The 20,253-nt window shown below is 48.0% G+C and carries 23 protein-coding genes; 17 read left to right on the top strand and 6 right to left on the bottom strand.

Annotated elements, in window-relative coordinates; all coding sequences use genetic code 11:
* Positions 1-441 precede the first annotated feature (441 nt).
* Positions 442-1,182 carry a thioester domain-containing protein gene (locus tag QZT80_RS16880; protein WP_295124539.1) on the top strand — a complete coding sequence of 247 codons (741 nt, stop codon included), beginning with the start codon at positions 442-444 and terminating at the stop codon, positions 1,180-1,182.
* On the opposite strand, the gene QZT80_RS16875 is transcribed toward QZT80_RS16880, so the two are convergent.
* Together QZT80_RS16875 and mqnB are read right to left on the bottom strand one after the other, a co-directional pair.
* Positions 1,179-1,961, bottom strand: a complete 783-nt coding sequence (locus QZT80_RS16875; protein WP_295124536.1) for a 1,4-dihydroxy-6-naphthoate synthase — start codon at positions 1,959-1,961, stop codon at positions 1,179-1,181. The genes QZT80_RS16880 and QZT80_RS16875 overlap by 4 nt on opposite strands.
* Positions 1,952-2,641: a futalosine hydrolase gene (gene mqnB / locus QZT80_RS16870; RefSeq protein WP_295124533.1), complete on the bottom strand. Its 690-nt coding sequence runs from the start codon at positions 2,639-2,641 to the stop codon at positions 1,952-1,954. The genes QZT80_RS16875 and mqnB overlap by 10 nt, the downstream gene beginning before the upstream one ends.
* Before the next feature lie 123 nt (positions 2,642-2,764).
* Between mqnB and QZT80_RS16865 the strand changes: the two genes are divergently transcribed.
* From QZT80_RS16865 to QZT80_RS16840, 6 genes are all read left to right on the top strand, one after another.
* A complete protein-coding gene (locus QZT80_RS16865) occupies positions 2,765-3,178 on the top strand; it encodes a 6-carboxytetrahydropterin synthase (RefSeq protein WP_295124530.1) in 414 nt (137 codons plus the stop codon).
* A 24-nt stretch (positions 3,179-3,202) separates the two neighbouring features.
* A complete protein-coding gene (folE, locus tag QZT80_RS16860; protein ID WP_295124527.1) occupies positions 3,203-3,787 on the top strand; it encodes a GTP cyclohydrolase I FolE in 585 nt (194 codons plus the stop codon).
* Positions 3,788-3,846: 59 nt separating this feature from the next.
* The gene (gene fabD / locus QZT80_RS16855) at positions 3,847-4,728 is read left to right on the top strand and encodes an ACP S-malonyltransferase (RefSeq protein WP_295124524.1); all 882 of its coding nucleotides are present in this window, start codon (positions 3,847-3,849) and stop codon (positions 4,726-4,728) included.
* A gap of 78 nt (positions 4,729-4,806) precedes the next feature.
* A complete protein-coding gene (locus tag QZT80_RS16850) occupies positions 4,807-5,589 on the top strand; it encodes a sugar-binding protein (protein ID WP_295124521.1) in 783 nt (260 codons plus the stop codon).
* A gap of 44 nt (positions 5,590-5,633) precedes the next feature.
* On the top strand, positions 5,634-5,828 hold the full coding sequence (locus QZT80_RS16845) for a hypothetical protein (protein ID WP_295124518.1): 195 nt from the start codon (positions 5,634-5,636) through the stop codon (positions 5,826-5,828).
* A gap of 135 nt (positions 5,829-5,963) precedes the next feature.
* Positions 5,964-6,362, top strand: coding sequence for a hypothetical protein (locus QZT80_RS16840; RefSeq protein ID WP_295124515.1), 399 nt, complete (start codon positions 5,964-5,966; stop codon positions 6,360-6,362).
* 69 nt (positions 6,363-6,431) lie between these two features.
* Here QZT80_RS16840 and QZT80_RS16835 read toward each other — a convergent pair whose 3' ends face one another.
* Together QZT80_RS16835 and QZT80_RS16830 are read right to left on the bottom strand one after the other, a co-directional pair.
* On the bottom strand, positions 6,432-6,878 hold the full coding sequence (locus QZT80_RS16835) for a GNAT family N-acetyltransferase (protein WP_295124513.1): 447 nt from the start codon (positions 6,876-6,878) through the stop codon (positions 6,432-6,434).
* Between the two features lie 14 nt (positions 6,879-6,892).
* A complete protein-coding gene (locus QZT80_RS16830; protein WP_295124510.1) occupies positions 6,893-8,116 on the bottom strand; it encodes an aminotransferase class I/II-fold pyridoxal phosphate-dependent enzyme in 1,224 nt (407 codons plus the stop codon).
* Positions 8,117-8,207: 91 nt separating this feature from the next.
* On the opposite strand from QZT80_RS16830, the gene QZT80_RS16825 reads away from it, so the two are divergent.
* Both QZT80_RS16825 and QZT80_RS16820 read left to right on the top strand, forming a co-directional pair.
* On the top strand, positions 8,208-8,702 hold the full coding sequence (locus tag QZT80_RS16825) for a DinB family protein (RefSeq protein WP_295124507.1): 495 nt from the start codon (positions 8,208-8,210) through the stop codon (positions 8,700-8,702).
* Between the two features lie 50 nt (positions 8,703-8,752).
* The gene (locus tag QZT80_RS16820) at positions 8,753-9,448 is read left to right on the top strand and encodes an NUDIX domain-containing protein (protein WP_295124504.1); all 696 of its coding nucleotides are present in this window, start codon (positions 8,753-8,755) and stop codon (positions 9,446-9,448) included.
* Between the two features lie 180 nt (positions 9,449-9,628).
* Here the strand turns inward: QZT80_RS16820 and QZT80_RS16815 are convergent, their stop codons facing one another.
* Positions 9,629-9,829 carry a hypothetical protein gene (locus tag QZT80_RS16815; protein WP_295124501.1) on the bottom strand — a complete coding sequence of 67 codons (201 nt, stop codon included), beginning with the start codon at positions 9,827-9,829 and terminating at the stop codon, positions 9,629-9,631.
* A gap of 238 nt (positions 9,830-10,067) precedes the next feature.
* Here QZT80_RS16815 and QZT80_RS16810 point away from each other — a divergent pair, with 238 nt between their 5' ends.
* The 8 genes from QZT80_RS16810 to QZT80_RS16775 all read left to right on the top strand — a co-directional run bounded on the left by QZT80_RS16810 (position 10,068) and on the right by QZT80_RS16775 (position 18,788).
* Positions 10,068-12,182 (top strand): TonB-dependent receptor, encoded by a 2,115-nt coding sequence (locus tag QZT80_RS16810; RefSeq protein WP_295124498.1) that lies wholly within the window; start codon positions 10,068-10,070, stop codon positions 12,180-12,182.
* 3 nt (positions 12,183-12,185) lie between these two features.
* A complete protein-coding gene (locus QZT80_RS16805) occupies positions 12,186-12,875 on the top strand; it encodes an HmuY family protein (protein WP_295124495.1) in 690 nt (229 codons plus the stop codon).
* 22 nt (positions 12,876-12,897) lie between these two features.
* Positions 12,898-13,680, top strand: a complete 783-nt coding sequence (locus QZT80_RS16800) for an HmuY family protein (protein WP_295124492.1) — start codon at positions 12,898-12,900, stop codon at positions 13,678-13,680.
* A gap of 15 nt (positions 13,681-13,695) precedes the next feature.
* Positions 13,696-14,421, top strand: coding sequence for a hypothetical protein (locus tag QZT80_RS16795; protein ID WP_295124489.1), 726 nt, complete (start codon positions 13,696-13,698; stop codon positions 14,419-14,421).
* A gap of 10 nt (positions 14,422-14,431) precedes the next feature.
* Entirely contained in the window at positions 14,432-15,385 is a 954-nt protein-coding gene (locus QZT80_RS16790) for a hypothetical protein (protein WP_295124486.1), read from the top strand.
* A 229-nt stretch (positions 15,386-15,614) separates the two neighbouring features.
* On the top strand, positions 15,615-16,370 hold the full coding sequence (locus QZT80_RS16785) for a hypothetical protein (protein ID WP_295124483.1): 756 nt from the start codon (positions 15,615-15,617) through the stop codon (positions 16,368-16,370).
* Positions 16,371-16,579: 209 nt separating this feature from the next.
* Positions 16,580-18,100, top strand: coding sequence for a S41 family peptidase (locus QZT80_RS16780; protein ID WP_295124481.1), 1,521 nt, complete (start codon positions 16,580-16,582; stop codon positions 18,098-18,100).
* A gap of 424 nt (positions 18,101-18,524) precedes the next feature.
* The gene (locus QZT80_RS16775) at positions 18,525-18,788 is read left to right on the top strand and encodes a hypothetical protein (protein WP_295124478.1); all 264 of its coding nucleotides are present in this window, start codon (positions 18,525-18,527) and stop codon (positions 18,786-18,788) included.
* A gap of 67 nt (positions 18,789-18,855) precedes the next feature.
* Here QZT80_RS16775 and QZT80_RS16770 read toward each other — a convergent pair whose 3' ends face one another.
* Entirely contained in the window at positions 18,856-19,854 is a 999-nt protein-coding gene (locus tag QZT80_RS16770; protein WP_295124475.1) for a beta-ketoacyl-ACP synthase III, read from the bottom strand.
* Between the last annotated feature and the right edge of the window lie 399 nt (positions 19,855-20,253).

The following is a 20,253-nucleotide window of genomic DNA, read 5'->3' as shown; positions in this document are numbered from 1 at the left end:
AGGCATTAGTAATACTATTGGGCCGCCGTTGTGTCACTCCCTTCAGCGCCTGTTTCATTTATGGGCGTTTTTTAGACTATTGTCGCAAACACACCCGCGGGTGCTAAAGCATGCCTCATCGTCCGCTCATCGTCCGCTCATCCTCCGCTCATGTGCCGCTCAGATTATATCCACGTTATATCTATCCTCCATGTTAGTGCCTACATGAGTAGTGGGCTAAGCACTGCTTTCGGGCGTCATTTGCGGTACATGGGATTCACGCGATGTACCTGCTATTACGGCGGTTTATATACCGCCAGCAACACTCCTGCCCCCGTACCTTTTTACCAATAGTTCCGGTTTTTACCTGTTTAATACATCCAATCATACAATTGATGCCCTCCCGCATTGCCGGGCAGCGTAGGCGCACGTAATATTGCAACAGAATTTAAACCCCAGAAAATGAAAAAGATATTGTTTGTACTGCTGCTGGCATCGTTATCGCTGGCAGCTTGTAGTAAAGACGCGGAGAAGGCCTCCGCAGACACCGCATCTATCATCACTGCATGGCATAGTGAGCCTGGTTTCGGGCCTTCGGGCAAACCATTTCGCAGCGCTGCCTGGCAATTGCCCGCGGGCGTGGAACTTACTTCCGGAGGTATTCACGAATACAGTTTCTGCACGGGCAACTCCAAAGGTAATTTCGATTATGCTACTGTGAAAGGTGTGCCGGGCGGCGTGTTTAACGTGTGTTTCGAATTGAGGAACAGTACTTCACAACCTGTCACCATCAACTTTCCCGACGACCTGCTTATTCAGAGTACCAATACGAATTATCAGAATGGATTATTAATGGGAATCGGCTCTGTTACACTGGCTGCCGGCGAAGCGCAAAAGGTATACGCAAATGCATTTTGCATCAACGAAAAACGGGCAGTGCCGGGCGCTTATGACTACGAGGGCAACCTGTTGTCGTTCAGATTTGGGCCGGGCGAGGTGCCTGCCGCACTAAAAACCGTTACAGATATAGCGCGCAGTAAAGGATTGACCAGCAGCCACATCACCGACGGATCGGGCAAAAAACTGGACTATAAAAAGATGGAAAATATAGGCCAGATTCAGTTAGCAGTGTGGGAAGTGACCAGCGGCAAGGGGCTTAGTCCCGCAACGCTGGCACTTCTTAACAGCATCGCTGTACGCTAAACTGCCTGCTGTAACCTGGCAATGGCCCTTTTGCCTTCCTCACCCAAATCAAGCGAAAACTGGTTCACGTAAAGGTCGATGTGCTGGCGCATTACCTGCTCATCCATTTCCTGCGCATGTGCCGTTACGTATTCAGAAAGGGCGGGGTAGTGGTCAAAACCAAACTCAAGGCTTTGTCGTATTAACGCATCGATCTGCCGGCGGGTTTCCGCTGGCAGGTCTTTGCGTATTACAATGCCGCCCAGCGGAATAGCGTGGCCGGTGGTTTGCTCCCAGTATTCGCCAAGGTCCATGAGTTTATGCAGACCTTTCTGCTGGTAGGTAAAGCGGCTTTCGTGGATAATAACGCCCGCATCTACACGGCCATCCAGTACGGCTTTTTCTATATCGGAGAAAATGACGAGTTCTTTGTTTTCTGCTTTCGGGAAAGCGGTAGAGAAAAGTAAATTGGCAGTGGTGTTAAAACCGGGGATGGCAATTTTATAGGTATCCATCTTGTCGGTATCCAATGGCGTTTTGGAGATCAGTAGCGGGCCACAACCTCTGCCCAGTGCGCTGCCGCTGTTCAGTAATTCGTATTGGTCCATCACTTTAAAGTACACCCCGAAGCTCAGCTTCGTAATATCCAGTTTACCTTGTAAGGCCCACTGGTTTAAAGTTTCCACATCTTCCAGTTGTGTTTTAAAAGTATATCCCTTCGTATCTATCTTATTATTTACGAGGGCATCGAAAATGAACGTGTCGTTCGGGCAGGGCGAAAATCCTAATGTCAGCTCCATGATTCGTCTTTTTGATCTGTTATTTCCTGCAGGGTATGGATGAGTGCCTGGTTAAGGTTTTTAATCGCCAGGGGAATGTTCCACTTGCTTTTGTCGCGCACCTCCACGTAATTGGAAATGCTGCGCAACTGTATAAAGGGTACCCTTTCGTTCAGGCAAAGATAGTGAAAGGCCGCGCCTTCCATGCTCTCCATATCGGGGTTGTACTTTTGCTGTAGGTTATCGACGGTGGCCTGCGTACCGGTTACGGTATTGATTGTCACTCCTTTAGCCTTTCTGTACGCTGGCAGTATACCATCATTAAACAGACTGCGGCCGCGGAACGGAGCCGTATCTTCTTTCCAAAGGCCTGTATCGAACAAGTCTTTGTACGCATCCTGCTCTTCCACCCCTAAATCGCCCATCACTTCTTCATAAATAACCACTACCTCGCCCAAGGGCCAGCTATGGTGAAAACAACCGGCTATGCCCGCCTGAATAGCCAGTTGTGGCTGGTAAGTGAACAGGGCTTTACTTACGTGATAAGCCGTATGCATCATGCCTATACCTGCTGCCAGTATCTGTATTTCGTTTTTGAATAATGTGTAAGTGTCCGGCCCTGTTTTAGTCCCTTTTTCTTCCAGGAAGGCGGTAAATGGCCCGATTTCGGCTGCTGTAGCCGCTGTTACGAGTATTTTCATAGTGTAAACTTACAGCAAAACTGCTAACTGAGCGTTATCGTACATTACACTGATCTTCATCATATCTCAAAGCCCCTTAAATTCCCGGATATGTGGTAACTTTGCGGCAAATTTTAAGATATAATGATCTATTTAACGCGAGTGGAGCATTTTAATGCGGCGCACAAGTTATCGAACCCGAACTGGACTAAGGAACAGAATACGGAAGTGTTTGGCAAATGCGCGAACGATAACTGGCATGGGCACAACTATGAGCTGCATGTAACCGTTAAAGGTAATCCCGATCCGGAAACTGGTTTCGTATACAACGCCAAAACATTGGGCGTGCTGATAAAAGATGTGATTATTGAACAGGTAGACCATCGTAACCTGAATGTGGACGTGCCGTTTATGGCTGGTAAATTTACCTCTGCCGAAAACTTCGCCATCGCCATCTGGGAAGAACTGGAAAAACACCTGCCCGAAACAGTACTGCTGCATTGCATTAAACTGTACGAAACACCGCGCATTTACGTAGAATACTACGGCGGTAAATAATACCTTGATTTAAAACCACGAACAATGGCTTATAACAAAGAGGAGCATTACGACGAGCACATCACCGAAGGACTGATAGCGAATTATAAGAGCAGCATTGAATTGCTGGGTGAGGACTCCACCCGGGAAGGCCTGTTAAAAACTCCGGAACGGATGGCTAAAGCGATGCAGTTCCTTACACAAGGCTACCAGCAGGACGCCAGGGCAATACTGAACGGTGCCAAGTTCACCGAAGCGTACAGCGAAATGGTGATCGTAAAGGATATAGAACTGTATTCGATGTGCGAACATCATATGTTGCCTTTCTTTGGTAAAGCACACGTGGCTTACATTCCCAATGGATACATTACCGGTCTTAGCAAAATAGCCCGCGTGGTAGATGTATTTGCCCGCCGCTTGCAGGTGCAGGAGCGCCTTACACACCAGATACTGGACGCCATCCAGGAAACGCTGCAGCCCCTTGGCGTAGCGGTGGTGATCGAAGCGCAGCACCTTTGTATGATGATGCGTGGTGTTCAGAAACAAAACTCTACCACCACCACTTCTGCATTTTCGGGCCAGTTCGAACACGTAGCTACCCGCTCGGAGTTCATGAAACTGATCCAATAAGTTGGATATCATCTTTTTTTCCGTTTCTTTGCCCGACAAATGCAAAAAAAACATTAACCATGAAGCATGCATACGTATTCCCCGGACAGGGTTCCCAGTTTCCGGGTATGGGCAAAAATCTCTATGAGACCAGCGAAAAGGCTAAATCTTTATTCGAAAAGGCAAATGATATATTAGGCTTCCGTATTTCGGACATTATGTTCGAAGGCACGGAAGAGCAGCTGAAACAAACGAATGTAACACAGCCTGCCGTATTCCTCCACTCGGTGATCGCTTTCCTTTGTTTGGAAGATGCGAAGCCTGAAATGGTAGCGGGTCACTCTCTTGGCGAATTTTCTGCACTCGTGGCTAACAAGGTGTTGTCGTTCGAAGATGCGCTGAAACTGGTAGCCATTCGCGCTAACGCCATGCAAAAGGCCTGCGAACTAAACCCTTCCACTATGGCAGCGGTTTTAGGTTTGGAAGATGCAAAAGTAGAAGAGATCTGCGCTTCTATCACTGACGAGGTAGTAGTGGCCGCTAACTATAATTGTCCCGGCCAGCTGGTGATTTCCGGCTCTATCAAAGGTATTGATGTGGCCTGCGAAAAAATGAAAGCTGCTGGTGCTAAAAGAGCACTGGTACTGCCTGTAGGCGGCGCTTTCCACTCTCCGTTAATGGCACCTGCACAGGAAGAACTGCAAAAAGCGATTGAATCTACTACCTTCAGCACGCCTATCTGCCCGGTTTACCAAAATGTGGTAGCAAAAGCGGTAACGGAAGCGGCTGAAATCAAACAAAACCTTATCTCTCAACTTACCGGTGCCGTAAGATGGACACAGTCGGTTCAGGCAATGGTAGCCGATGGTGCGGGTCGTTTTACAGAAGTAGGTCCTGGGAAAGTATTGCAGGGATTGGTAGGTAAAATTGACAAAACTGTAACAGCCGACGGGGTGAATTAAGCACAACGTTTGTAATAATACTGGCCGGGTAATGTTTACGCATTACCCGGCTTTTTTTATTAATCCAGATGATGTGCTATGAGAAACCTGTTGACTGTTTTCCTGTTTGTACTACTCGCTTCGGCCTGCCGCCAGCGTGCGGGTGTACCCCGCGACCGGCCGGATACCAGTTCTGTGCCGACTGCCACGAACATACTGCCGGCTAAGATAGTCGCCCCGCAGGCCACTACACAGCCCCGCATAGATGGAGTAGGGGATGACAGCTGCTGGAACCAAACCACCTGGCACGCCATCGATCACAACTGGATAGGCCCGAAGTACGACAGTATTGACTTTGCGGGCCGGTACAAAGTGGCCTGGGATAAGGAATACCTGTACATATTGGCGGAAATTAAGGACGATACACTGCTAAACACCCATAAACCGCTCGATAACTATTGGGACGACGACTGCCTGACGGTATACCTCGACGAGGACCATTCTGGCGGCGATCACCAATATACCTACAATGCGTTCGCTTACCACATTGGCCTTGATGGCCGTATTGTGGATATGGGGCCAGACAGTACCGCGCAACTTTACCCCACACATTGTAACGTAAAAATCGACACCCGTGGCGATACCGCCACATGGGAACTGGCCTTTCGCCTGTTTCCGCATACGTATAAAGGGGATGTGAAAGATAAACCGGTAAACTTATTCGACGGTAAACGCATCGGTTTTGCCATTGCCTATAACGACAACGACCGCAGTCCCATGCGTGAAAATATGATCGGCAGTGTATACATCGACGGGCAGAACAGGAATCTTGCCTGGATAACGGCAGACGTGTTTGGCGATTTATTCCTGGAGGGCCGGTAACTTTTTGGGGATGAAGGCGTTCTATATTCAAACGCTTTAACATCATGAGATTTACAATAACACTGATAGTGCTGTTAGTAGTGATGGTGAGTTGTGAAAGAGAGAGGGATAATTATCTTGTAAAGGAGGAAACACTGTCGGAAGTGACCCTTGCCGAGCCGCTGGTGCCTGCGCGCAGTGGGCATTTGCTGGTACTGCGCTCGCGGTACGAGCAGGCTGAGTATAATAAGGGGAAATAAAATATGGTTGCCTGTGGTCCGGCTGGCGACAGCCTCTTTTTGTGGACAGCTGTAAAAGCGCAGTGGCTTTTCCGGCAGAAAAAGTAACTTTTCAGGGGCATGTCCCGTTACACGATTACAAAAACCTATAACAATATGAAATGGTTGTTACCGCTACTGCTTCTGGCCCTGTTTTCATCCTGTTCCAAATCCGACTCCGCCGGGCCGGACAGGCGTACCAGGTGGGTTGAAACATCCTTAAGAAAAGATACGATCACTTTCCCGATGGCTTCGCCGGACGGTAAGAGTGCCGGTACTCAGTTATATATCCTGGAACTGAGGGTGGGACTGGAACCATTCGATTCCAGGCATTTTAATTCAAGTTATGTATATGAGCTTAGCGGTGATAGCATACAGGTATCAAATCTGTTATCTTCAAGCCGTTACGGTGAAAAGTATTTCTTTAAACTGAACGATTCGAAGACAAGTTTCCAGGTAGGCAACTTTTACCACCGGATTGACCTGCCAGACATATTGGAATTTACGAAGTTATAGTACGACGAGTGTGATTTAGGAATAATAATAAATGATGCGGGCAGGTCTTTATGACCTGCCCGTTCTCATTTACATGATATCTATGCTGGCGTTCCACCACCCGGGGTCAAACTTTGCATCATATTTTTTATAGAAGTTGATGCCCGGCTCATTCCATTCCAGCACCTGCCAAACCATACCACTGAACTTTTTCTCTTTGGCCTCCGCTATCAGCTTGTCGAATAACAGGCGGCCAATGCCCTGGCCCCGATAGCTTTCCGTTACCAGCAGGTCTTCGAGGTACATGCGGCACCCCTTCCAGGTAGAGTAACGGATGTAATAAAGCGCAAAGCCGACGATCTTATCCCCATCTTCGGCTACAAAGGCCTTCCATACCGGGTTAGGACCGAAGCCCGACTCTTCGAAGTGTTCGAGCGTAACAGTCACCTCGTCCGGTGCTTTCTCATAAACAGCCAGCTCCCGTACCAGCTCCAGCAGTGCGGCGCAGTCTTCGCGCCGGGCTTCCCTGATTATCATGTTGTTATTCATATTTATGCTTGTAATGCCTGTTCAAGGTCGTTGATAATATCTTCTATAGATTCGATGCCTACGCTCATGCGGATTAATCCATCGGTGATGCCATATTGTTCCCGGGTTTCCTTCGGAACACCGAAGTGCGTCATGCTGGCCGGGTGACAAATAAGCGTATCGCAGGTGCCAAGCGAAACGGCCCTGATACACATTTGCAGTTTGTTGATGAATTTAACGCCAGCCTCCATGCCACCTTTCAGTTCAAAGCTCATCATAGCACCTGCATGTTTCATTTGTTTGGCTGCAATGGCAAAGTCGGGGTGAGAGGGCAGGCCCAGGTAGTTTACCTGCGAGATTGCCGGATGTTGTTCCAGGAAGCCCGCTACTTCCATTGCATTATGGCAATGGCGCTCCATACGAACTTCCAGGGTTTTGATGCCCATGGTGAGCAGGTACGCGTCGAAGGGGTTACTGTTGCCACCCAACAGGTGGTGAGTTTTAAGCATGCCCTTATTCATATGCGCTATATCACGCCCAATAATCACCCCGCCGATAGCGGACCCATGGCCGTTCAGGAATTTAGTGGTGGAATGAAATACGTAATCGGCGCCAAACGCGAAAGGCTGTTGCAGGTAGGGTGTGGCGAATGTATTATCGACCGCTGTTATAAGGTCATACTCAGTTGCCAGCGCAATCAGTTCTTCCAGGTCGACGCAGCGCAGGGTTGGATTGGATGGCGTTTCGATATACATCATTTTGATCGAACTATCCGCCTTAATGGCCGTTTCAGTAGCTGCGATATCGTGCATATCAATGACCAGGGCCGTAATGCCCAGGCCGGGCAGTATTTTCTGGAATAGTTCGTCGGTGCCACCGTAAAGAGAAAGGTGTGTAACGATCTTATCGCCCGCCTTCAGGTTGCCCAGGAACAGCGTGGTGAGTGCCGCCATGCCGGAGGCGTGCAGGATCGCTTTGAGCTGCAGTGGCGTACCGTCAGGCAAAGCCAGTCCGAAAGCTTCCAGGGCCGCTATTTTACGCTCCGCTTCCGTGAAGTTGGGATTACCCATACGGGTGTATATATACCCCTCTTCGGTACCTGCAAACCGGCGCATACCTTGTTCGGCCGAGTCGTAGGTAAAGGTAGAAGAGGCATAAATGGGCGTGAGGTGCGAGTAATTGGGATCGTTTGTATGTCCGCCATGTATGCAAACAGAACTAAACCCGTTAAGATGGAGATCGGCCATAAACAAAATTTTAGTCACTATGAATAAGGGTTCCGGATTTACAGGGGGAACGCTTACATTTATAGAGAATGCTGATAAAACACAAATATACATGAAGGAACTACTTCAACAGGCCGCAGTTTATAACATTTGGGCCAACCAGTGTATTTGCAAAGCATTACTCGTATTGCCGGATGAGATACTGGATAAGCCCTTTGTCAGCAGTTATCCTTCGTTACGGCTAACGGTGTACCATATATGGGGCATAGAGGCGTTATGGTACCAGCGGTTCATGATGGCCGAGCGTTCGCTGATACCGCAATACGAGGGCAGCTTCGCCGGGTTTGCAGATAAGTTCTTATTGCAGTCAAAAGCATTGCGTGATTTTACCGACAAGGCTACACAGGTGCGGCTGGAGCATACGATGGAGTACCGTAACGGCAGGCTGGTGAATTGTAAGTCGCTGGTATGGCAGTCTTTATACCACCTCTTTAACCATTCTACCTATCACCGCGGGCAGGTAATCACCCTGTTAAGGCAGGCCGGTGTTGTTAAAGTGCCTAATACCGATTATATTGAGTTTTCGCGGAGTAAAGTGAGGATCTGAGGATAATTTATCAACCATAATAACTAATTTGAATTTTATAATTACCACGTATGAGTGTTACCTCGTTTTACACCGGTGCGCCCCGGCACATGGTGGCAGTAGATTGTATCATTTTTGGGTTTGAGAATGGCCAGCTTAAACTGCTGATCGTAAAGCGTTTGCCTGCCCCTTACCATGGCGCCTGGTCGCTGATGGGTGGGTTTGTACACGATGGCGAAAGCTTAAACGATGCCGCCGCCCGCGTACTACAGGTAAATACAGGGCTTGACAATATCTACATGGACCAGCTGCATTGCTATGGCGACGTAAACCGCGATACAGGCGGCCGGGTAATATCTGTTGCCTACTATGCTTTAATCCGTATCAGCGAACATTTACCACAGCTATCGGCTGAATATGATGCGCACTGGCTTACTTTACAGGAAATCCCCGATCTGATATTTGATCATGGGCAGATGATAACCGATGCATTGATGAAACTGCGCGACAAAGCCCATTTCCATCCGATCGGGTTTGAATTATTACCAGAGAAATTCAGTTTACCACAGCTGCGTAACCTTTACGAAGAGATTTACCAGCGCCCGCTGGATAAACGTAACTTCAGAAAAAAGATATTAGCGATGGATATTTTAGAGAAGCTGGATGAGAAGGATAAGAGTACTTCCAAAAAAGGAGCGAACCTTTACCGGTTCGACAAGTCGAAGTATGGTGAGCTGATGCAGCGCGGGATGGTGTTTGAGATTTAAGATCATTTATACGGCCGGTGCTGTTGAGTGGCGCCGGTCTTTATATATTACCGTGATGTATACACCGCCTGTTCCTAAAGATTCATCATCTAGTCAAAGACATTAGGCATCACGCCATGTATACACCGGTCATCTAAGGCTTCTGCAACCCACGTCTAAGCGAAGCATACCGCACATACGCTACTTCACCTCCGCCAGGTCAATCCCCAGTTTCTTGAAGCCCTTTTCGCCTTCAGGCGTTATCTCATAATGTTTATCCTCCGAATTGCCTTTGGCAATCCAGCCTTTTTCGATGAAGTTTTCGAGTAGCAGGGTACCTAGTTTGCCACCAATATGATTGTAGCAGAGTTTTGCGGGTTTGGGAGCGTCTGTTTTTGTCATAAAAGAAATAATAGGTTACTAATTTACGACAAAGATTTCCCGATCGCGTAAATCGTTTTCCCGTTTCGCATAGGATCTATATAACCTGCTTCCTATTTTTGCATCGTTCAAATACTCCGCCCCGAACACCCGATAAGACCATTGTAGCATCCGCCTGCTATTCTGGAATTTCAATTTAGCCCAGCCTCCGCCGGTTGTAATTTCCGACATAATGCGTATTGACAAATCTCTGCAATGCATGTTGCTTTGCTTGGTTTGCTTCCAAACGTATGCCCAGGACAGTTCTCTGCATGTGAAAACATTGCAGGGGGTTGATGTTAGGGCTGTGCGTATGGAGCCTCTTACCAGTAAAGCCTCCATGCCAGTAACTGTTATCAGTAAAAAAGCGCTCGACATGATGGGCAGCCGCCGGCTGGACGAAGTGTTGCGCGAACAAACGGGCCTTGCCCTGGTAAGCGACATTGGCGCTGGTTCCAGAGCAGTGGGCGTGCAAATGCAGGGCTTAGGTTCGGCCTATATCATGGTGCTCATCGACGGGCAGCCCATGATCGGGCGTAACAGTGGCAACTTTGATTTGTCGCGCATTACTGTATCGGAAATCGAACGGATCGAGATCGTAAAGGGCGCCTCTTCCTGTTTGTTCGGCAGCGAAGCGCTGGGAGGCGTTATCAATATCATCACCAGACAAAACATTACCAATGGCCGCCAGGCAATGGCGCAGGTAAGGTATGGAACGCAGAATAATACCGATATCACGCTGGAAGGAGAAACACCTTTTGCGGCTGGTAAAGCGGATGCCTCGTTATCACTTAACTTCTTTCATACCGATGGGTTTAATGTAAACCCGTACCTGACCCAGGGTGTAACAGCCCCGCCTTACAATAGTTACAGTATGCAGGGGCGCATGCGCTATAAACTGGGGCCGGCACACACGTTAAGTTTTACGGGCAGGGGTGCTTTACGTACCTCGGTAAACGAATCGGTGTATGGCACAGGCATGGCGGCGAACAAAGACAAAATGAACGAAAGTGACCTGAATGGATCGGTAGCGTTGTTATCGTCCATCAGTAACAACTGGAAGCTGAAAACGCAGTACTACCTTACGCGTTATGAAAGCAACCAGCGGGTAAGCAACGGCAAAGCTACTTTGCAGCGCAACGAGTTTGCCCAATATTTCCACCGGCTCGAAGTACAAACGGTTAATAACATCAGCAACACGGTTTCGGTAACAGGCGGCGTAGGCGGCAACCTGGAAACCATGGCGCACAACGAATTCATAAATGGGAACGCTATGTCAGCCGCTTTTGCCTATATGCAGGGCGACTGGAAGCCTGGCGTTAAAGCCGGCGCCAGGCTGGGTTTCCGCTACGATTATCATAATTATTACGGAGGGCGCATCAACCCAGGTATTGGATTTAATTATTCGCCCTTCTCCTTTTTAGACATTAAAGCAGCGGTAGGTACGGGATACAAAACACCCGGTTTTAAAGAACGTTTCCAGGTGTTTACCAATCCACAGGCGGGTTACACGGTAGTGGGGGTAGAGCAGGCAGCAAGTGTGCTGGCCAGTATGCAGGCAAATGGACAAATCAGTGAGATCAGGCCCATTGCCAAAACGATCAGTAACGACCTCAAGCCCGAAACATCTGTATCGTACAACCTGGGTATTACACTCACGCCGGTTAAAATGGTGAAAATAGAGGTGAGCGGATTTTACAACGATCTGAGCAACTTTATTAATACGGTGCAGGTGGCTACGCAAACGAACTTTCAGCCGGTATGGTCGTACATCAACCTGAAGAAATCATTTACTGGTGGGATGGAAGCCAATGTTAGCTGGGCGGGTATTAAAGGTCTTGAAGTAAGCGCCGGTTACCAGTTATTATATGCAAAAGACAGGGGCATGATCGATTCTGTGAAGAGCGGCCGTTATCCCTATAATAAAGTTCGCAACAACGAAACCGGTGAAACCCGCGCCTCAAAAGCGTCTGATTATATCGGTCTCGAAAACCGCTCGCGGCACATGGGCAATGTGCGTGTGTTTTATGAATACGCGCCACTGGGTATGAGCGCCACCTTTCGTGTGAACTATCGTGGTAAGGCCGGGTACGACGACGCAAATAACAACCGCTTTCTCGACAAATACGATACGTTCATCGATGGATATTACCTGCTGAACGCATCGCTGGAAAAGAAACTGGTGAAAGATAAACTATCGGTACAGTTGACGGTAGACAACCTGATGGATTATACCGATATGCTGATGCCCGCACAACCCGGCCGCATCGTAATGCTGGGAGCCAAATGGCGCTTTACGGGTAACACCCAACGGATCAACCAGATAAAAGAATAAAATATGCATACCAGAACAGCTTTGCTGGCAACACTCCTCCTGTTTGCGGCCTGCAAAAAAGAAGATAATAATGTTAAAAAAGATACTTACGAAGATGGCGTAAGCACGGTGATATACGACCTCGCGGGTGATACAGAAGCCTCTGTTGGCGAAGGCGCCGATGGTAAAGTGATGCGCCCCTTCAAGCCCTTTTTCTTCCGCTTTAATGGCAAACAACAGTCGTGGGACAGCAGCGCCACCAACCGGCAAAGCAATAGCTGGGACATTGCCTTTACCGACGTATACAATGCACTGGTGTATCCCAACAGTGGCACCGATGGCCGTAACCCTGGTTATGGTGGTGCGGGCAAAGGTTTAATAGTGATGGTAGATAAGCCCTACGCCTCGGTAACACAAGCGCCCACCGAAGCAGAAATGAAAACGAACAATCTCGGTTTTGTGGGATGGGACGGATATCCACAACCGTATAACGATGGCTGGTATTTCTATTCGCTGCAAACACACCTCGCCATTGCTATCCGCAACCGCACGTTCGTGTTGCTTACAGCAGAAGGTAAGTTCGCCAAACTGGAACTGATCAATGTGTATAAGGGCAATCCGCCTGCAGTTACAGATCTGCATTGGCCCGCGCCTTATTTCACCTTCCGGTATTTTGTACAGGAAGATGGCAGCCGCAATCTTAAAACACCGTAGTAAAAATATAAATGCTGATAAGATGAATTTAAGAACACTCCCTTTACTTCTATGGGCTATTATCTCCCTGAGCGCCTGTTCCAGTGGTGATAAAGACGAAATAGAACCAGGTACGGGTCCGGTAGATACCACGATCGTAAAAACCGGCGTATACACACTTGCGAACGTAGCGGCAGATACTGTGGCTAATTCAGGATCGCAGGCGAAACCTTTATACTATAGCCTGGAGGATAACAAAGTGATACCGGAAAACCAGCTGCAAACAGCGAACTGGGACATCGCCTTTAATGGTACTTACAATAGCAATATTGCCTGCAATAACGGTAAAGCATTGTACTCGCCAGGTTATGGCGGTCCCGGAAAAGGTGGTATATACCTGGTAAAAGATGCGGAGATTGATGCGCAGTATTATGATGCACCTAATAAGCCCATCAAAAACGTACCGGCACGCAGCCTGTTCGACGAAGCATTTACGAAAGTAAAAGTAGCGCCTGCGGACGATCAGTTCCAGACGAATAAAGTAATAGGACTGGATTATTTCAGCGGCAGTGAAGATGGCTGGGCGTACTATGATTTTTACGGACAACTATTTCCTGATAAACCAGCAGATTCTGTTGGCCACGTATCCTACACTTTGCCCCGTACAGTGATTGTACGTACTGCAAAAGGCAACTACGCAAAACTGGTGGTGTACAGCGTGTACAAAGGCGCGCCCATGTTGCCTACCCGTTCTTACAAACCTGGTTACATTTCTTTTAAGTATGCCATACAAAAGGATGGCACTAAGATTCTGGATATCAAATAAAAACCAATTTCATTCATGAAGTATTGTAAATATCTCTTTTTCGTACTGGCGGCCTGTATATTTTCCGCCTGCACCAAAACAGATGTGGTAGAGCCGCCAGCTCCTTCTACCAGCAGGATGCTGGAGTATAAGATCGTGAACCTCTCCGGCGATCCGATCTACGGCGTGATTAATGATGCGGAGAAATCAGTAAAAGTATACCTGCCGTATCACCTCTTTATGAACATCCTGCAGCCGGAAATTAAAGTGTCTGAAGGCGCCACTGTAACTCCAGGCAGCAGCACTATCGTAGACAGTGTGTTGTTCCAGGTGTTTAACCCCGGTACGTTTAAATACAAGGTGACAGGTAAAAATGGGGGATCAACCGACTACACCTTGTTTGTGGAAGTGCATCAGCCGGATATTGCGGTAGATGAACTGTCGCCTGATGCGGCTAACCCGGTGGAACTAAAAGCAAGTGTATCGTCCGATGTAAAAACGAATGTGAAGCTTACTGGTAAGAACTTTCTGCAACTGGCGGCTCCTTATATCAGGCCAGAGGTGATTTTTATAAATAGTGCGGGTGTGGAAGTGCCGATGTACGGTCACTCTGGCGTAAACACCAGCGGTTATAACCTGTCCGAGTTTACGTTCATTATGCCTATGCAGGACAAAGCCGCTCCCGGATTATACACCGTTAAAGTGCGTAACTACGCCAGGGAAGTAACGTTAAAAAACAAAGTAAAAATCATCGCCCCTTAACACATTTTCCATGAACAAGTATATTGCGCTCCTGGCCTTTTCGTTACTGATAGTGGCCGCCTGCACAAAGGAAACCGAATACGAAAAATATCCTTTTAAAGAGATAACGGCTTTTAGTGTAAATGCCAATGCCAGCACCAAATTAACTGGTGGTGTAAGTGATGGTAAAATTTATCTCTACTGGCCATCACATTTGCCCCTGCCCGACTCGCTGGCCCCGCAAATTACCGTATCGGAGAATGCGGTGATCAGCCCGGCTTCCGGTAAAAACATAGTACCTGCCAGTGGCGTGGTGTATACCGTTACTGCCGAAAACGGCGAAACCGCTACGTATACATTGCAGTTGGTAGTAAGTCAGCCTGATATAACGATTAAAGAAGGTGCCGATATTAAGGGCACGCTGAAGTCGGTACTTAATCTGGGCAGTTACCTTACAGGTGTATTGCCGGATACCAATGTGACCAAAGTTTACCTGGTGCCTGCTGAAGGCGACATGAAACAGTTGAAAATATTAACCATCAGCAACAGCAACCTCGAAGCGGTAACCCTTACGGCCGATGTACCGGCTACAGGGCTGGATACAGGCTGGTATAAACTGAAAATCGTAAGCGGTGGCCGTAGTGCAACCAGCGCCCGCAGCTTCATTTATCTGGATGAAGTTCCCCCGCCCGTACCAGTACCCGCCGCACTGCCCGCCTCATTAAGGCTGAAAGTAGGCGAAACCTTTACCGTAACCGGCACCGGCCTGGAAAACGTAACCAACGGGCAGGTGAGGAACATCAATGATTTCGTGTATTACCCGCTGGAACTGGTGAGCGCATCGGCCACTTCTCTTACCTATCGTATATCCGCTGGTTCGCCGGTTGGTGCTTACAATAGGGTAGAAATAGGGTATAAAATAAAAGACGTACTTACGTGGGTGCGTGTAACTGGTCCCGGACCAATATTAACAGTAATAGAATAGACATTTAATAGCCCGGCGGCTCCGGCTGCCGGGATTTTTGAGAACCTCAGTAACCCTTATCGAAAAACGAGGTTAACCTAAGCGTACAGTAAAATCAATATACCCCGGTGGTAACAGCGAAGAACCATTTACCCGGAAATAAAAAAGGAACCCCGCATTGCAGTGCAGGATTCCCGGATTGATCCGGGCGAACATCACCTGAATTTAAACATTAAAATTTCTCAAAAAAATGCAAATCCTGGAAAAAGCCCCCGTATCAGCGGGCAAAACTACAAAAAAAGCTGGCGGACTGTTTAGTGTAATCGCAGTTAGCGCAATTATGGTATTCTCCGCTTCCTGTCAAAAAGAGAGCGATGCTACCCCCGAGAGCCTGCGTTTATCCGATGAAACAGCCGTATCCGTATCACCCTGCGGAAGTGCAGCGTTTACTTACACCAATACTTTCGGTACACTGGCGCTTGATTGCGATGGTGAAGTTTACCAGGTAACCGACTTCCTGCAGGGTACTGCCGGCGGTACAGGTAACCCTCCCCACAATGCTAACCAGGTTTACTACTACAGCTTTGCTACCAATGATGGTACTAACGCTGTAGACTGGGACCTCCGTTTTACCGGTACAGCTAATGCTGACGTGTATGTAGATACTACTGCTACCCTGGAGTATACTACTACTGCTTTTGGCAGCATCAGCGGCAGCACCAGTTGGACCCTTATCGGTACTGGAGCAAAAATCGGCTTCAACCGTACATCTACCACAAATTTCACGGTTAACACCACCACACCAGGCTGGTATAACTACGATTTTTCCAATCACAAAGCGCTGCCACTCGTAGAAAACGGTCAGCCTTTGACGCTTAGGATCACGTATTCTCCAAGCAGGATCTACATTGTAGAGCTGCAGGACATTTACTCTGGCGGCACGCCGAACGCTACTTACCTGCCTACTAACTACCCTTACCTGACCTTCAGGTATTACAGGCAGTAGTAGATTTATTCTGTACTTTTTTAGCTGTTACCCCAAGCAGAAGGGCCCTGGTTTAAACGGGGCCTTTCTGCATATATTTTTTGCCGTAATTCTGCGTTATTAACGGAGAGCAACTGTTGGGGAGGCTTTCCCGTATTACGAGAGGAGTAATATGCCCCGGATACCTTATCTTTATAAAGGTTAATATGATTTATTTAAACCGACTGAAAATGAAGTCTTTTAAGACCGGCCTGTGCTTCCTGTTATTAAGCGCGGCCATAGCCTGTAAGAAAGGAAAGAGCGGACCGGGCGACGATGACAGCAATGGAGGCGGCGGAGCGCCAACAACAGGCACACGGAGCGAACTTTCGCTGGATTCCCTTTACCTCTATGCCAGAGAAGTGTACTTGTGGTATGATAAGATACCCGCCAACTACAGTGATTTTACTCCCCGGAAATATAATACCGAAAGCACCGACCTGGCCAGCCTGACCAAGGAGATGTTCGCCATTTCCCAACTGGCCGTGAACCCTGCTACCAATAAACCATACGAATACAATACCTTCTCGCCTGCGAACGCCAAATATTCCTATGTGGTTAATAAAGAAGGCGTTAACGGTGGTCGTATGGGCAGTGTAAGCCTCGAGGAAAAGGGGGATGACTTTGGATTTGAACTGGGCGCAGTAGCCACTACCGATATCCGGGTGTTATTCGTAAATCCCGCATCGCCCGCTTCCAGTGCAGGTTTGGTAAGGGGAGATAAGATACTTACAATTAATGGTGTACCCGTTACTTCATCCAGTTCATCGCTGACGACCGCGTTTAATAATCCCTCGATGGCGCTTACCGTGCAGAAAGCTGATAACAGCGTAGCGGCTTATAATTTGTCTAAGGCCAGTTATACCAGTAACCCGGTGTTAAAGTCGGCCGTGCTGACGGGCAACGTTGGTTATATTGCCATAGCCCGTTTCTCGCGCCTGTCTAAAGCTCAGGCATCGCTGGATGCGGCGTTTGCCAACTTTAGTCAGAAAGGTGTGAAAAAGCTGATCATAGACCTTCGTTATAATGGCGGCGGTTATGTTAACACCGCGGAACACCTGTTAAACCTGATAGCGCCCGCAAGTCTGAACGATAAAGTGGCATATACAGAGTCCTATAATGAACTGCTCCGTACCAAAAAAGCACCTATCCTTAAACAGCAGATACTGTATAATGAGGATGGTACCCCCAGGAAACTGAGCAACGGCGAAACCGCTACCTACTACAACGTATCGTTTTCGGTAGCAGATAATACCATGAAGTTTGCCAAAGCAGGAGCGCTGGAAGGTGTTACCCATGTGTACTTCATCGTAACCCGCAATACAGCATCGGCCAGCGAGCTGGTAATCAATGCCTTAAAACCTTACCTGAACGTTAAAACCATCGGCTCCAAAACTTACGGCAAACCGGTAGGCTTCTTCGCCATCAATATCGATAAGTACTCCGTATACATGTCGAGCTTCCTGATTAAGAACAGCGCCGGTAATGCAGAATACTTTGAGGGCATGGAGGCAGAGGTAGCCGCGCAGGATGATCCCCGGTACGACTTCGGGAACGAGAATGAGGATGGCGTAAAGAAAGCCCTGGCGGCATTAGCCACTACTGGCCGTATGGCACAGGGCACGCCGGTAGAAACACGGTATGTACCCGAGGCGGCGAAGGTTGATAACGGGATGATACGAACATTTGAAAAACAGAAATTGATAGAATAGCAGAGTGGCGGTGTATACACCGCCATTTTTTTGCACCATAGACAGAGCGTGAGTTTGTGTTAACACCACCAGTGCCCCCAATATATCTACGTTGCCAGTTCTTACTGATTGTTACCTGTCATCACCCCACTAACTCAACCCTCTTCCGTTAGGATTCCTTCATATCTCCCCCGCTGGTAACAAACCCTGCCATAAGTTGATATAGCTATGTGTTTTGTATTGTAAAAAACGTATTTTAGTTAAATTAGAATGTTTTCACTCAATTATAAACGCAAACTGTTACGGATCTTGTTTTAGAGTAAACCCCTTATTTACCACCTGTTACACCCATCCCCGCAGAACCGGGAGGTGGCTGGTGGAAGCATAAGATATACGCTTGTATACCAGATCACGCCATTTAATCCTAACCCAAAGCACTTAATCGATGGAGAATTTTTGTTGCGCCAGGCTGGGCATCAGGCACAATGCCCCAAGAGAGACCGGTATGAATTTCAGGGTAGTAAAGTATAGTCCGGAGGGGAGGCTGGACAAAACGAACCTATACCGTTTTTACTTTACCCCGGGCTACGATCACGACGATACGAAGGTGATGCACATCAACATCCGCTTCTGCCCCTTTTGCGGAACAGATCTGTATGAGTTTTACCAGACCGACGATTTCATTAACGAGGCTCCCGGCTTCTTTTAGCACAAAAAAAAGACCTCCATGGCTTAACGCGACGGAGGTCTTTTTAAATATGATGTTTTGCGTATTATTATTTAGAATCGTAAGCCCATTTAATGTAGCTCGCGCCCCAGGTAAAACCGCCACCAAATGCAGCCAGTACCAGGTTGTCGCCCTTTTTCAGTTGTTTTTCCCAATCCCACAGGCATAAAGGAATAGTACCTGCGGTAGTGTTGCCGTAACGGTGAATGTTTACCATCACCTTCTCTTCCGGAACGTTGAGGTAGGCTGCCGTGGCGCTGATGATGCGCATGTTGGCCTGGTGAGGTACCAGCCATGCTACGTCTTCGCCTTTCAGTTGGTTACGCTCCATGATTTCGGAAGCAGCACCGGCCATGTTAGATACCGCATACTTAAACACCATTTTACCTTCCTGGTAAACGAAGTGTTCGCGTGCATCGATCGTGTCGTGGCTGGCTGGTTTAACAGAGCCACCAGCTTTCATGTGCAGGTACTCCCGGCCATGGCCATCGCTGCGCAGGATGCTGTCTACAAGGCCCAGCCCTTCTTCGTTTGGCTCCAGCAGTACGCCGCCGGCGCCGTCGCCAAAGATGATGCAGGTAGTTCTGTCTGTATAATCAATGATAGAACTCATTTTGTCGGCGCCAATAACCATTACTTTTTTGTAACGGCCACTCTCGATGAAACGTGCGCCAGTGTCCAGCGCATACAGGAAGCCTGAACAGGCTGCGCCGATGTCGAAGCCAAAGGCTTTTTTAGCACCTATTTTATCAGTAACTACGTTAGCTGTGCTGGGGAAAACCATGTCGGGCGTTACAGTAGCCACAATCAAGAGGTCGATCTCGTCGGGCTCAATGCCCCTCTTCTTACAGATCTCCAAAGCTACGGGAACACAGAGGTCGGATGTACCTTTGCCTTCACCTTTCAGGATATGTCTTTCCTTGATGCCGGTCCTCGTCATGATCCACTCGTCCGTCGTATCAACCATTTTTTCGAGTTCCTTATTCGTCAGTACGTATTCCGGAACATATCCACCCACCGCTGTAATGGCGGCTGTAATTTTACTCATATAGCTTATGATGTAGTTATTAAAATGGGCATAAAAATACGATATAAACGAATATATCCTACAAAACCCCAAAAACCTTTGTGCAATACTGCTACACTGTATTAAGATTGGGTATATGCCTATGCTGTTGATTGTGACTGGCTAAGGGTATAAAACAGGCAATAGGGGCACCAGCAAAAGTATTTCTGTTCAACCCCCGTTGTGTCACTCCCTTCAACAGCATCTCCCTCTTCAGCCACTATAATTAAGCCATTTATCTGCCCTGTATACTAGGTCACGTCCTAAAAAAGGTTTACACCTTCAAAAGTGTAAAACATGGATAAAAACACAGTATTAGTTCGTAAAAAGGGCGGTAGGGCCTTTAAGTATGATCAAACTTTTATGCGGCAGGTTGTATCG

Origin of the sequence: uncultured Chitinophaga sp. (assembly GCF_902168175.1) — a bacterium.
Taxonomy (GTDB): Bacteria; Bacteroidota; Bacteroidia; order Chitinophagales; family Chitinophagaceae; genus Chitinophaga.
Note: the sequence above shows the minus strand (reverse complement) of the source record. Positions and strands in the feature narration are given on the sequence as shown.